Raw genomic sequence first — 13,274 nt, 5'->3', positions numbered from 1 at the left:
CCGGGGTCGGCGGCGCTTAGGATCACTGCGTGTCGAAGACCGCCCACACTAACGACGGGGCGGCCGCACCGGCCACCGCGGGCCAAGACCCTCTCGCGATCTCAGTCGTCATCGCCTGCCACGACGCGGAACAACACCTGGCCCGGGCGATCCGATCGGCTTTGGCCCAAGACCCGCCGCCCGCGGAGGTGGTCGTCTGCGACGACGGCTCCAAGGACGCCAGCGCGACGGTGGCCGCTTCCTTCGGCCCGGCCGTGCGGCTCGTGCGGCACCGGACCAACCAGGGCGAGGCCGCGGCCAAGAACACCGCGGTCCGCACCGCGACCTCCCCGTGGGTGGCCGTCCTGGACGCCGACGACGAGTGGCTGCCCGGCCGGCTGCAGGCCGTGCGGGACCTGCTGACGAGACGACCCGAGCTGGACCTGGTCACCACCGACGCCCAGCTCGTTCACGACGGCCGCGTGCTGGGCCGCTGGTACGGACCGCACTACCCCTTCGCGTGGGAGGACCAGCGGCGGAAGCTGCTGGAGCGCAACTTCGTCTTCGGGCACGTGGTGGTGCGCCGGGAGGCTTTCCTGGCCGTCGGCGGCTTCGACCCGGCCGTCCGGCACGCCACCGACTGGGACTGCTGGATCCGGATGGCCTTCGCCGGTGCCCGGCTCGGCCTGGTCCCTGAGCCACTGGCCCGCTACCACCTGCACGAGGGCAGCTTGAGCTCGGACCGCGGTGCCATGGCCTCGTCGATCGCAACGTTTCTGCGTCGGCGGCTGCACGAGCTCCCTCTCACCGCGGCGGAGCGGGTCACGGCCGAGGGCACTGCTCGCGAGCAGGACCGGCAGGCCGCCCGGTACCGGCTGAAGTCCCGGCTCGCCACCCAGGGCCCCGCGACGCGCGCGGCCGCTTGGCGGGTGCTCACCGACACCGGGCAACCGGTCCGGTCCCGGGCGATCGCGGGCCTGGCCGGCGTCGCCCCCGGGCTCGTCGGCCGCGTGCAGTCGCACCGCGACACCCGCACCTGGATCGGTCCCGGCGACGTGAGGCTGCCGCGCACAACCGCTCCTGAGCCACCGGCCGCCGCACCCGCCCCGCGGCGGCCCAGGGTCCTGCTCACCCTGCCCGACCGACCCTGGCCCGCTGACGGCGGCAAGCGCCTGCGTTGCTCCACGACGCTGCGGGCCCTGGCGGACCTGCCCGGCGTCGACCTCGACGTCGCCGTCCTGTTCGCCGGGCCCCCCGTGCCGCGACCGCTGCCGCCCGGGGTGCGCGTCGCCACGGTGCTCCAGGTCGACGCCGGGCCGCGGCGCCGGCTGCCGGGGATGCTCGCCTCCGCGGTGCGGGTGGTTCCGTGGCAGATCGCCGTCGTGCGCTGGGGCGTGGCTCGACGCGCCCTGCGACCGCTGCGCGACCAGCGCTACGACCTGGTGTGGTTCGGCTACTCCGACCACGCGGTCAGCCTGGGCCGGACCCTGCGCGGGTGCCGCACCGTCGTCGACATGGACGACGTGGAGACCGCCAAGCTGCGCTCGTTCCTGGCGCTGCCCGCGGACTCCCCCACCACCCGCCGGGCCGTGCGCTGGCAGCGTCGCGTCGAGCGGCCGCTGTGGGCCGCCGTGGAGGAGCGCGTCCGGCGGATCGCCGACACCGTGGTCGTCTGCAGCGACCTCGACAGGACCCGCGTCGCCGGGCCCCGCACCGAGGTGGTGCCCAACTCCTACCCCCCACCCGCGCAGCCGCGACCAGCCCGGCCGCTCCCCGAGCGGCCCGTCCTGCTCGTCGTCGGCACGTACCACTACCCCCCGAACGTGGACGCGGCCGTGCACGCCGCCACCCGCGTCCTGCCCCTGGTGCGCGAGCTCGTGCCCGGCACCCGGCTGCGGCTGGTGGGCCGGGGCGGTGTGGACCTGCTGGCCGACCTGAACGGGCTGCCGGGGGTGGAGGTCGTCGGGGACGTCGAGGACATCGACGCGGAACTGGCCGGGGCCGACGTGGCGCTCGTCCCCGTCCGCTACGGGGGAGGGACCCGCGTCAAGGTCCTCGAGGCGTTCGCCCACGGGGTCCCCGTGGTGAGCACGCGCCTGGGCAGCGAGGGGCTCGACGCGCTGGACGGGGTGCACCTGCTGCACGGGAACACGCCCGGGGAGATGGCCGAAGCCTGCCGTCGCGTCCTGCAGGAGGAAGGGCTGGGCACCCGGCTGGCCGAGGCCGCGCAGCGCTTGCACGAGCAGCGCTACCGCCCGGAGGTCGCGCGCGCTGCCGTGCAGCGCGTCGCCCGCCGGCACTTGGGTCTGCCGACCGAGGACACCGGCCCGCCCGCCGGGAGCACCGGGACCTGACCACCCGGCAGGCTCCTCAGCGGGCAGTCGGCACGACGGTCCGCAGGGTCTCCAAAGCCACGTCGTCCCAGCTGCGCACCCGCTCGGGTGCGCGTCGCGGTACCCGGGGGGCGGCGAAGGCGGTGACCACGGCCTCCGCCCACCCCGCGGCGTCGGTCCCGGGCACGTGGACCGCCCCCGGCCCGGCGACCTCCCGCAGCGCGGGGTCCTCGGAGGTGATCAGTGGCGCCCCCAGCGCGAGCGCCTCAGCGGCGGGCAACCCGAACCCCTCGGCCAGGCTGGGGCACAGGACGACGGTGGCGTTCTCGTAGCACCAGCGCAGCTCGGCGTCGGAGAGGAACCCCAGCGCCGCCAGGTCCCCACGGGCGACCAGCCGACTGTGCTCCTGCCCCGTCCGGGTGGGGCCCCAGCTGGGCGGCCCCACCACCGCCAGGACCGCACCGGGCCGCCGGCGGACCACCTCGGGCCACAGGTCGACGAGGAAACCCAGGTTCTTGCGCGGCGACGGGTCCCCGACGACCACCGCGAACTCCCGACCCACCAGGGCGGGGACCGGGACGGGGTCGGCCGACAGCAGTGCCGGTGAGGCCGCCAGCGGGACGACGGCGGTCCGGTCCGCGACCGAGGGGACGTGGTGCACCAGCCGTTCCCGGGTGGCCGCGCTGACGCAGACGACGGTCTCGGCCTGGCGCACCGAAGCCAGGTACGGACCGGTCAGGAGGCGCCGCTTCAGCGTGCCGAACTCGTGCGGCCGGTCCAGGGGCAGCATGTCGTGGACGGTCAGCACCCGCCGGCCGCGGCCCCAGCGCGGCAGCAGGTGCTTGGTGCCGTGCACGACGTCGACGTCGCGGTGGAAGGCCGGCAACACCCCGGCCCGCTCGGCCAGCGACCGCACCGGCGTGGGAGCCGCGGGCACGACGTGCACCCGCCGCGGATCGCCCAGGAGGTCGGTGAAGAAGGGCCGCGCCGCCGGTTCGGCCAGCACCGACACCTCGACGTCGGGCCGGGCGTCCAGCGCACGCGCCAGCCCGACCGTGTACCGCACGATGCCGCCGCCCGCACCGGACGCCGGGACGTGGGTCGCGAGCATCAACCAGGTCAGCGGGCGGTTCACGTCGTGCTCCTCAGGGTCGGTCGCGGGGACGTGGGACGGGGCGGCCGGGCCCGGCTGACGTACCACCAGGTCAGGAGCAGCGCCAGGAGCGTCGGCAGGACGCGACCCTGACCCCAGTACAGGTACCGCGGCATCTCGAACAACCCCGTCGCGAGCACGGGGTACAGCAGGACGGCCAGGAGGTGTCCGTCGCAGCAGGCACGGTAGGCCAGGCCCAGCAGGCTGCCCACCACCAGGAAGAAGGCCAGACCCCCGACGGTCCCGTAGTCCAGGAAGGGGATCGCGACCCCGCCCGGGCTGTTGAACTCCGGGTTTCCGTACTGCTGCAGCAGGGTGGAGAAGTCGTCGGGTTCGGAGCGTCCGGTCAGCAGGGTGTACAGGTGCAGCTGAGCGATCCCCGGCGCCGTCCAGAAGCCTTCGATGCTGCCGTAGGGGACGCTCCCGCCCTCGTCATGCAGCAGGGCCAGCTGCCCGTTGTTGTAGGCCGTGCCGTAGTAACCAGCCAGCCGGTCCAAGGCGAACTGCACGAACGACCCGCCGCGGTGCTGGGAGTAGAACACCCAGCTGCGGGAGTACTCGAAGGCGCTGAAGACGGCCACGACCGCCGGGACCAGCAGGAAGGGGGCCAACTGGACCAGTCGCGCTGGAATCCGTCCGGCCCGGTACGAGATCGCCAGGGCAGCCACGGCGACCAGCGGGATGAGCAGTTCGAGGACGGCCAGCCGCTCGGTGAGGAAGTAGGTGCGCAGCAGCGCCAGGAAGAGGACCAGGGCCAACCGGAGCTCCAAGCCCCGGTCACGGCCGCTGGACAGCAGAACAGCAGCCAGGACGACGTAGGCGATGCCGAGCTGGGTCAACGTCGTCACCCCCGTGACGGGGGCGAACTGCAACCGCAGGGTCGAGTCGAAGGCGTCCTGGTCGGTCAGCACCGTCAGCAGCTGAGCCGGCCGGGCCCCTCGTGCCACCCCGGCCGCCGCCATGGCCAGATACCCCACCACCGTCAGCCGGAACACGACCGTCGCGGCGCGGCGGAGCCGGGACCGCTGCGCTGCGGTGAGCTGTGGCCAGCCGCCAGCTGCGGAGGCCGGGCTTCGCAGGAGCGGCCACAGCGCCCCGAGGCAGAACAGTGCCGCCCCCAGGGCGAACAGCCACGCCGTCGCCGGCGTCAGCACCTTCGGCGTGCCCCAGCTCTGCCGGAAGTACGCGTCGTCGAAGAAGACGGCGAGAACCAGCGTGGCCGGTACGACCAAGAGGACCGCGCCCGCCGGGGAGAGCCACCACACGCCCGCCCGCCCGTCCGCGGCGCTCACCCCTCGCGTGCCGCACCGCCGGACCGGGCCCGCGCGAGCGCGAACAGGAGTCCCAGCAGCGCGCCGAGCACCAAGCCGGTGACCCCGGCGCGTGCGGCCCCACCCCACCGGCTGGTCTCGACCACCACCGGGGCCTGCACCACGGTGGAACCGACGGTCGCCGAATCCGCAGCCAGCGCCAGCTCGTTGCGCTCGGCCAGCAGCCTGCTGGCTTCCGTCCCAGCCGGGTCGGTGCCGCCGGAGGCCGCGGCGAGGGCGGCCAGCTGGTCGTCCAGGACGCCGGAGATCGCGTCTGCGCGGACCGTGAGTTCGGCCGCGCGGCGCTCGTCGTAGACGGCCAGGGCCGCGGTCACCGCATCGCGGGCGGTTGCCGCCGTCGGCGCGGACGCGCTGACCTCGATGACGTCGGTGACCCCGACCTGGGTCGCGCCGAGGTCGTGGACGGTGTCGTCCCCGACGCGGTCGCGCACAGCGGTCAGGACGTCCGGGCTAGCGATGAGCAGCAGTTGCGTCTGGATGAAGCGGTCGGGTTCGGCGGCGGCCTCCTGCTCCCCCGGCAGGGTCGGGTCGGATGCTAGAAGGACTCGAGCCACGGCTTGCGGGTTTGGGACACGCACAGCGCCCACGACGACACCGACGAGGGCGCCGAGGACGGCCAGCACGAGAACGGGGAGTGCCCAGCGCGCCGGCCCCCGCCGAGGAGTACCCACCCCGGTCGCCCCTCGCTGCCCGTCGAGCCCCGCCTCCGGAGGTGTCTGCGTCACCGTGGTCCCTTCGGGTGTCGATCCGGCCGGCGGAACCGGCGACAGCACTCACCAGCGTAGGCGGTCCGGTCGCCGTCCATGACCGGAAGTCGTGGACGCGCACAATGCATGCACACCGCCATACTGGTCTGCGATCATCCTGGTTCTAATCGTCCGACCGTGCCAACGGGGAGGAGTGCGTGTGCGCGCTGGCGCGTGGGTTCTCCTCCCTCAAGCCACCTCACGCCTCGTCTCCGTAGGTGTCTTCGCTGTCGCCGCCAACCGGTGCAGCGCGTCGGAACTGGGAGCGCTCGCCCTCGCGACCGCCGTGTGCTCGGCCCCTGCTGCGCTGGCACCTGCCATGATCGGCAAGCCGATGGCAGCGCTGACCGACGAGGACGGGCGCCGACGCGCCGCCCCACTGGCGCAGTCCGCGGCCCTGTTGGCCACGCTGCTGCTGGCGGTGGTGGTTGCGGCAGCGGCCTCGATCACCAGCGGGCTGACGCAGCTCGCCCTCACGGGTGCGGCCCTGGGCTTACCAGCCGTCATGCTGGTGGAAAGCTCCTACTGGCGACGTGTCTTCCTCGACGGGGCCCGTCCGGCGGGGGTGCACCTGGCAGTGGCGTACGCCGGCCAGGCCGTCCTGGTGGCCGCCGCGGCTCCCTGGTTGCCGAGCCGTTGGGTGGTGCTCGCCCCGTTCGCCGCGCTGCTGCTCGTCGCCCTCACGGGGTTGCTGCTGATGCGTGACCGAAAACTGTCCTGGTCCGGCGCCCGGGAGTGGTGGGGCCCCCGCCGCGGCTCCTGGTGGCCCTACGTCGTCGGGGTGAGCGCCGGGGTCGCCCTCGTGCAGAGCATCCCGGTCGTGCTCTCGGCGACAGCGGGCTACACCGCCACGAGCGTCTACCGCGCAGGGGAACTGGCGTTCGGCGGCACGAACCTTCTCATCGGAGTGGCCTCTCAGACCCTGCTCACGCAGGGCAGCAGCGCCCCCCGCCGCGCGTACTCGCGCGGGGCGGCGCTCGGTGCCGCGGTCGCCGGGCTCAACGGGCTGGTGCTGGCCCTCGCGCCCGAGGGGCTCCTCCGCGTCTTCCTGGGACCGGTCACCCCCCTCGTCCTGGAGATCCTGCCCCTGATGACCACGCAGCGCGCAGCCCTGGCCGTCAGTTCCATCGGAGCTATGCTCCTCATCCCGCTGCTGTCGGCACACCGCATCGGCGTGCTGGACGTGATCGCTGCGGGGCTCGCACTGTCGATGCTGGTCGTGGGGGGTCTGGTGGATGGGCTCGACGGTGCAGTGGCCGGTCTGGCCGCCGCCGAGGTGCTGCTGGCCGTGACCTACGTCGTACTGCTGCGCAGGGCCACGTGAGCGGCGCGGAACTGCCGACCGTCGGCCTGGCGATCACCACCATCGGCCGCCCGGCGCTGGCCGGGTTGCTGCGGTCGGCGGCGGAGTCGCTCGTGCCCCCGGTGGCCGTCGCGGTGGCCGACCAGTCACCGCCCGGGACGAAGCTGCCGACTGGTCCGGTCGACCCGCCGTACGAGCTGCGCGTGGTGCCCAGCGAGGGCGGTGCCTCGGCGGGGCGCAACGACGCCGTCCGCGCGCTGCTCGGGCGCGCCGAGGTCCTGGGCTTCCCCAATGACGACAGCAGCCTGCCCGCCGGCACCCTGGGGGCCGTGGCTGCGGCGTTCCGAGCACCTGACGTGGTCGCCGTGGCGTGCACCCTGGTGGAGCAGGGCACCCCCCGCTTCCAGCTGCCCCCCGCGGGCACGGCCCTGGACGACCGGTCGGTCTGGCGGGCGATCGAACCGTCCATGTTCATCCGGGCCGCGGCCTTCGACGCCGTCGGCGGGTTCCGGGCCGACCTCGGCACGGGGGCCCCCACGCCCTGGCAGTCCGGGGAAGGCACGGACCTGCTGCTGCGCCTGATGTCGGCGGGCGGGCGCGTTCTGAGCCGGCCGGACCTGGAGGTGGACGGCCCCGGAGAGCGTCGCTCCCTGGCCCCCGACGCCCTGGTGCGCAAGCACCGCGCCTACGCCCGGGGAACGGGGCACGTCTACCGCTCGCACCCCTACTCTTCGCTGGTGCGCTGGCGGACGGTGGCCGGGCCCTGGCTGCACCCGGCCTCGCACGACCCCGACCTGCGACTGTCGCTGCGGCTGGCCATCGCCCGCTCGGTCGGCCGCGTGGAGGGGCTCCTCGGCCGCGTCCTGCCGGGGAGCACGCAGCGCTGGCAGTGACTGACGGACCGGTGGCAGATGCTCAGGCGCGGTGCAGGACCGCGGTGACCAGCAGCGGCACCTCGGGGTCGTCGGTCAGCAGCGTCGCGCGCGGCAGCTCCTCGGCCGCGGCCCCCAGCAAGAAAGCCCGCGCGGCCGCGCCGTTGCCGACGGCCCGGACGTCCCCGGCCCCGCCCGCCGCCGCGACCAGGTCGCTGAACCCCCGCGCCGTCCAGCGCCAGCGGTCGCCCTCCCCGGCCAGCCGGCTCAAGCAGGGGACGGTGACGAGCAGCCGGCCCTGCGGCCGCAGGGCCACCAACAGGTTGCGCAGGGCGGCGCGCGGGTCGGGGACGTACTGCAGCGTCTGGGTCACCACTGCTGCGTCGTAGGTGCCCGCGGCCAAGGTCACCTCGTCGCAGAGGTCTCCGACGACCGTGGCCAGCGGGTTGGCGGGGTCGATGTCCAGGACGTCCACGGCCGAGGCTCCCGACGCGGTCGCGTACTGGTCCTCCTTGACCTCCAGGACGCGGCCGTGGACGTGCTCCCGTTGTTCCTGGAGGAACCGTTCGATGTAGAAGCGGTCGACGGGCGTCCCGCGCTCGAACCCCCACTCGCTGAGCGGGTCGGCGCGCCGCAGGTCCACCGAGCGCAGCAGCAGGGTCACCCGCCGGGCGAGCGCGGACCGGGCGACCGAACGGCGGCCCAGGGCTGACTTGGCACGACGCAACTCCTGCTTCAGCACCCTGTCGACAGTAGCCTGCGACGGTGCGACCTCGGGGGAACCGGCCCGCCTACCGGTTGTCGGTGGCGACCGACGCGCAAGTGCTGGGGGGCGCGGAGGTCTTCCTGCAGCACCTGCTGCGAGGACTGCCCGACGACGTCGAGGTCTCCGTCTTGGGCAGCTCCCCGTCCGTGCTGCGCGCCGTGTGCGCCGGCACCCCGGTCCGCTGGGCCGTGCCCGCCCCGGGTCCGGCCGGGACGTTGCGGGTGTTGCACGCGCAGCGTCCCGACGTCCTGCACGTCAACCTCACCGCCTTCACCAGCTGCCGTCCGGTGCTGCTTGCCGCAGCCGCGGCACGAGTGCCCAGCGTCCTGGTCGACCACCTGCCCACCCCCGGCCTGACGTGGCGCGGCCGGAGCCTGCAACGCCTGGTGACGACGTGGGCGGCAGCCCGGGTCTCGGTCAGCGCCTCCTCCGCCCGGGCGGTCGAGCAGCTGGGCGGGTTGCGTCCGGGATCCGTGCTGGCCATCCCCAATGGCGTCCCGGTTCCTCGCGTGCGGCCCGCGCCGCAGGTGCGGCGGCCCGCGCTGGGCGTGCTGGCCCGACTGGAGCCGCAGAAGGGGGTCGACGTCCTGCTCGAGGCACTGACCGCCCTGCCGGGAGTGGAACTGCACGTGGCCGGCGAAGGGTCTGGCTGCGCGGACCTGCAGCAGCAGGCCGCGGCGCTGGGGTTGACCGACCGGGTGCGCTTCCGCGGCCGTGTGCCTGACGCGGCGGACCTGCTCAGCGACGTCGACGTCCTGGTAGTTCCCTCCCGGTTCGAGGCCCTGCCGCTGGTCGTGCTGGAGGCGATGCACGGCGGTGTCCCCGTGGTGGCCAGCCGGGTCGGCGGCATCCCGGAGGCGGTCCTGGACGGGCAGACCGGTCTGCTGGTCCCCGCCGGCGACGCCGTCGCCCTGGCCGGAGCGTGCCGCACGCTGCTGGACGACCCCGGTCTGCGGGCCCGGCTGGCGACCCGAGCCAGGGTTCGAGCGGACGAGCTGTTCTCGGTCACCGCCATGGCGAGGCGCTACGACGGGCTCTACCGGCGGGTCGTCGGCCTCAGCGCGTGAGAGGGGCGCTGCGCAGGGTGCGACTGCCGCCCCGGACGGTCGCGGCAGCGGGCACGGCCGGGGTGGTGGCCGACAGCGTGTCGGCGACCGCGCTGCCGTTGACCGTCCAGCCGACGAGCGAGCACGCGGCCGTCCCGAGGTTGCTGCTGAAGGGCGCGGGGGCTCCGTGGACGTCGAACCGGGCGAAACGGAGGTCCTGCACCGAGCTCCCCCGCTCGCCGACGACCCCGACCTGCCAAGGGGCCGTGGTGCGGGTGCTGCGGACGGTGACCGAGGACAGGGAGATCTGGGACGGCGAGTGGTTGGGACGCCCCGCGTACACCAGGACGGCGCCGTGGCCGACCGATGCGTTGATGTTCGCGCCTTCCAGCAAGGCTCCCTCCACGGTCACCCGGCGCGGGGCGAACGTGAAGTAGGGAGCCCCTTCGGAGGCGATGTAGACGGCGGCGGCGTTGGAACGGCGGACGGTGACGTCGCGGTAGGTGATGTCCTCGCCGCCCACCACGGTCACCCCTCGCCCCCAGGTGGTGTCGGAGACGTTGGGGGAGTCCACCAGCACCCGGCGCACCGGGACGCCGTCGCCCTGGTAGGACACGACCGCCACGCCGTCGTCCCCGCTGCGCTGCACGACGGGCCGGCGCACGACGCCGTCGTGAGCTCCACCGGTGATGTGGATGCCGTCGGCACGGGTGCCGCGGACCACGACGTCCTCCAGGAGGAAGTCGTGGGCGCCGGTGCCGACGTAGACGCCAGCAGCGGCGGCGCCCTCCACGGTGACCCGGCGCACGACGACCCCGTTGGCGGCGATGCGCAGCTTCATCTGCTCAAAGGCGTCCCAGCGCCGAGTGGTGGGGCCTGCGCGCAGGACCAGCCCCCCGTCCAGGACGACCCGGTCGGCGGCCACGAGGACGGCCGAGCGGGACTCCGCGGTGGCCAGCAGCACGCCCGGACCGGTCACTCGCACCCCGGCCACGCCGATGCGCAGGACATCGGTGTGGCGGAAGGTGCGCCCGGCCGGCAGCGCGAGCGTGTCTCCGGCCCGCAGGGCGTCGAGGGCGTGCTGCAGGGCCGCCGTGTCGTCGGTGACACCGTCACCGCGGGCACCGAAGGTCAACGGCGAGAGCGTGCGTGCAGCCGTGCCGGTCGTCGGGGTCGCGCTGGAGGCGGCCACTGGGGCGGCTGCGGTGGCGGCGGCCGCCGGGACGCTCGAGATCAGGCCCACGAGGACCAGGATGGTGACCAGGCAGGCACGGCGCATGCTGAGAACCTCGGCGCCCCGGGACGCCGACTGGAGCCCTGGCAGCAACTCAGCCGCCTGGACGAGCGGTCCGGGCCGGCGCGGCTAGGGTGCTGAGGTGCCCACTGCAGCCCCCGGTGTCGAGTGGACGGAGAACTCGCCGGACCTCAAGCGCTCGTTCCGCCCGCTGCGGGAGCTCTGGTCGGCGCGCGAACTCATCGGCTTCTTCGCGTTGCGCGACCTGCGGGTGCGCTACAAGCAGGCCGTCCTGGGAGTCGTGTGGGCTGCAGCGCAACCCGCGGCCGCCGTGCTCGTCTTCACGCTCGTCTTCCACCACGTCGCCCGCACCGCGACCGATGGCATCCCCTACCCCGTCTTCGCGATGGCTGGTCTCGTCACCTGGACGTACTTCGCCGCCGTCGTCAGCCAGGGCAGCCTCGTCCTCGTCGACAACGCCTCGCTCATCACGAAGGTGCACTTCCCCCGGCTCGCGGCTCCCGCGTCCGCCTTGCTGCCCCCGCTGGTCGACCTCGGCGTTGGCCTGGCACTGCTCGCAGTGTTGGCCGTCGTGTACCGGCAACCCCCGACGTGGAACCTGCTGGCGCTGCCGGCGTGGCTGCTGCTGCTGGTGGTGACGGCCCTGGGGGTGTGCCTGTGGCTGTCGGCCCTCAACGTGCGCTACCGCGACGTCAAGCACGCCCTGGGCCCGGTCATGCAGCTGTGGCTCTTCGCCAGCCCGGTGGCGTACTCCTCGGGCTCCCTGCCCGAGGGAGTCCGTTGGGTCTACGTGGTCAACCCCGTGGCAGGGGTCGTCGAGCTCGGCCGCTGGTCCTTGCTGGGGACCCCCTGGCCGGGCTGGCAGCTGGCCGTCTCCGTCCCGGTCGCCCTGGCGCTCTTCCTCAGCGGCAGCTGGTACTTCCAGCGCGCCGAGCGATCCTTCGCGGATGTGGTCTGATGGCCGACCGCGTCGAGTTCCGCGGAGTCAGCAAGCGGTACGTGCTGGGGCGCAGTGGGACGACGGCTCGGGAGGCGATCTCGGCCGCCGCAGGCCGCTTGCGCGGAGTGCCCGCCCCCACCACGCGGGAGCTGTGGTCGCTGCGGGACGTCGACTTCGAGCTGTCCAGCGGCCAGTCCTTGGGAATCGTGGGTCGCAACGGGGCCGGCAAGAGCACGATCTTGAAGATCCTGGCCCGCATCACCTCCCCCACCCTGGGGGTCTCCCGCACGCGCGGACGGGTGGCAGCCCTGCTGGAGGTCGGCACCGGCTTCCACCCCGAACTCAGCGGACGCGAGAACGTCCTGCTCAACGGGGCGATCCTGGGGATGGGCCGGCGCGACATCATCCGGCGGTTCGACTCCATCGTGGAGTTCGCCGGGGTGGAGCGCTTCCTGGACACCCCGGTCAAGCGCTACTCCAGCGGCATGTACTTACGCCTGGCCTTCGCAGTCGCCGCGCACCTCGAACCGGACATCCTCGTCGTCGACGAGATCCTGGCCGTCGGGGATGCGGAGTTCCAGCGCCGCTGCCTGGGCCGGATGGCCGAGGCCGAGGCCGAGGGCCGCACCGTGGTGTTCGTCAGCCACGACCTGGAAGCGCTCAGCCGGTTGTGCGAGCGGTCGTTGTGGCTGGATGCCGGGCAGGTGCGCGAGGAGGGTCCCACCCGACAGATCGTGCGCCGGTACCTCGCCTCAGGGCTGGCGAGCGCCGAGGGTGGAACGGGACTGCTCGAGCGCGGTCCGGTGCGGGTGGAGGCCGTGCGACTGACTCCGGAGGGCGGGGTTGCCGGGGACCCGGTGCTGCGGGACACCAGCACCACGGTCGAAGTGGACCTGACACTGTCGGAGGAGGTGCGCGACCTGGACGCGGCGGTCATCGTGACCACGGCATCCGGGGTGCGCCTGCTCGATGAGGCCTTGGATCGTGACCAGGTCGCCCGGCGGCTGCCGGGCCGGTACCGGCTGAGGATGCTGATTCCGCCGGTGCTGAACGTGGGTGAGCACACCTTGGGGTTGTGGCTGGGCACCCCGTACAGCGACATGCTCGACGAACCTTCCCTCGTCCCGTTCACCGTCCACGGCAGCGACCAGGGGCGGCCGGCGCGGGTGGTGGCCCTGGAACTGCCCGTGACTCTGCGCCCCCGAGACGTCGGAGCGTGACGTTCCCCGTCCCCCGCTCCACCACTTGCATTCTCGGTGGCAGGGCGCGTGGGCTGTTGCGGAGGGTGATGCCGTGTGCACGTGTGTGGCTTGACTGCGGCGGCGGACTGACCGCGGCCCGTGGGGTGGTCCAGTCCGCGGTCAGTTCGACCTAGAGCCTGCCCGAGGGTGACAGCCGGCTTACCCCGATCGCCATTGGTCGTCCTGACGGGGGGTTGCTTCGAAGTCGAGAAGGACGTGTCGGTCTACACGGACATCCACGTCTGCGTGCACGGGGAGGACATCCTGCGCTCGGCAGCGGTTTCGCCGACGATGCACTGCGACTGTCGT

At 73.7% G+C, this 13,274-nt stretch carries 11 protein-coding genes; 6 read left to right on the top strand and 5 right to left on the bottom strand.

Annotated features, from left to right (window positions below):
* Nucleotides 1-29 precede the first annotated feature (29 nt).
* The gene (locus BJ968_RS26955) at nt 30-2,333 is read left to right on the top strand and encodes a glycosyltransferase (protein ID WP_179754818.1); all 2,304 of its coding nucleotides are present in this window, start codon (nt 30-32) and stop codon (nt 2,331-2,333) included.
* Between the two features lie 16 nt (nt 2,334-2,349).
* Here BJ968_RS26955 and BJ968_RS20045 read toward each other — a convergent pair whose 3' ends face one another.
* The 3 genes from BJ968_RS20045 to BJ968_RS20035 are packed head-to-tail and all read right to left on the bottom strand — an operon-like array spanning nt 2,350 to nt 5,419.
* A complete protein-coding gene (locus tag BJ968_RS20045) occupies nt 2,350-3,447 on the bottom strand; it encodes a glycosyltransferase (protein WP_218885196.1) in 1,098 nt (365 codons plus the stop codon).
* Nucleotides 3,444-4,757 carry an oligosaccharide repeat unit polymerase gene (locus tag BJ968_RS20040; protein ID WP_179754816.1) on the bottom strand — a complete coding sequence of 438 codons (1,314 nt, stop codon included), beginning with the start codon at nt 4,755-4,757 and terminating at the stop codon, nt 3,444-3,446. The genes BJ968_RS20045 and BJ968_RS20040 overlap by 4 nt, the downstream gene beginning before the upstream one ends.
* Entirely contained in the window at nt 4,754-5,419 is a 666-nt protein-coding gene (locus BJ968_RS20035) for a hypothetical protein (protein ID WP_179754814.1), read from the bottom strand. Before BJ968_RS20035 ends, BJ968_RS20040 begins: the two co-directional genes overlap by 4 nt.
* A 457-nt stretch (nt 5,420-5,876) precedes the next feature.
* Here BJ968_RS20035 and BJ968_RS20030 point away from each other — a divergent pair, with 457 nt between their 5' ends.
* Together BJ968_RS20030 and BJ968_RS20025 are read left to right on the top strand one after the other, a co-directional pair.
* Entirely contained in the window at nt 5,877-6,866 is a 990-nt protein-coding gene (locus BJ968_RS20030) for a hypothetical protein (protein ID WP_179754812.1), read from the top strand.
* Complete coding sequence (locus BJ968_RS20025) at nt 6,863-7,738, top strand: glycosyltransferase family 2 protein (protein ID WP_179754810.1); 876 nt, start codon at nt 6,863-6,865, stop codon at nt 7,736-7,738. Before BJ968_RS20030 ends, BJ968_RS20025 begins: the two co-directional genes overlap by 4 nt.
* Nucleotides 7,739-7,760: 22 nt before the next feature.
* Here BJ968_RS20025 and BJ968_RS20020 read toward each other — a convergent pair whose 3' ends face one another.
* Nucleotides 7,761-8,459, bottom strand: a complete 699-nt coding sequence (locus tag BJ968_RS20020; RefSeq protein WP_179754808.1) for a methyltransferase domain-containing protein — start codon at nt 8,457-8,459, stop codon at nt 7,761-7,763.
* A 23-nt stretch (nt 8,460-8,482) separates the two neighbouring features.
* Between BJ968_RS20020 and BJ968_RS20015 the strand changes: the two genes are divergently transcribed.
* Nucleotides 8,483-9,550: a glycosyltransferase gene (locus BJ968_RS20015; protein ID WP_179754806.1), complete on the top strand. Its 1,068-nt coding sequence runs from the start codon at nt 8,483-8,485 to the stop codon at nt 9,548-9,550.
* Here BJ968_RS20015 and BJ968_RS20010 read toward each other — a convergent pair.
* Nucleotides 9,540-10,808: a glycosyl hydrolase family 28-related protein gene (locus tag BJ968_RS20010; RefSeq protein ID WP_179754804.1), complete on the bottom strand. Its 1,269-nt coding sequence runs from the start codon at nt 10,806-10,808 to the stop codon at nt 9,540-9,542. The two genes, BJ968_RS20015 and BJ968_RS20010, sit on opposite strands and share 11 nt — an antisense overlap.
* Nucleotides 10,809-10,905: 97 nt before the next feature.
* On the opposite strand from BJ968_RS20010, the gene BJ968_RS20005 reads away from it, so the two are divergent.
* Both BJ968_RS20005 and BJ968_RS20000 read left to right on the top strand, forming a co-directional pair.
* Nucleotides 10,906-11,742, top strand: coding sequence for an ABC transporter permease (locus BJ968_RS20005; RefSeq protein ID WP_179754802.1), 837 nt, complete (start codon nt 10,906-10,908; stop codon nt 11,740-11,742).
* Between the two features lie 107 nt (nt 11,743-11,849).
* Nucleotides 11,850-12,944 (top strand): ABC transporter ATP-binding protein, encoded by a 1,095-nt coding sequence (locus tag BJ968_RS20000; RefSeq protein ID WP_218885195.1) that lies wholly within the window; start codon nt 11,850-11,852, stop codon nt 12,942-12,944.
* The last annotated feature ends 330 nt before the right edge of the window (nt 12,945-13,274 follow it).

Source organism: Kineococcus aurantiacus (assembly GCF_013409345.1).
GTDB classification, from domain to species: Bacteria; Actinomycetota; Actinomycetes; order Actinomycetales; family Kineococcaceae; genus Kineococcus; species Kineococcus aurantiacus.
Note: the sequence above shows the minus strand (reverse complement) of the source record. Positions and strands in the feature narration are given on the sequence as shown.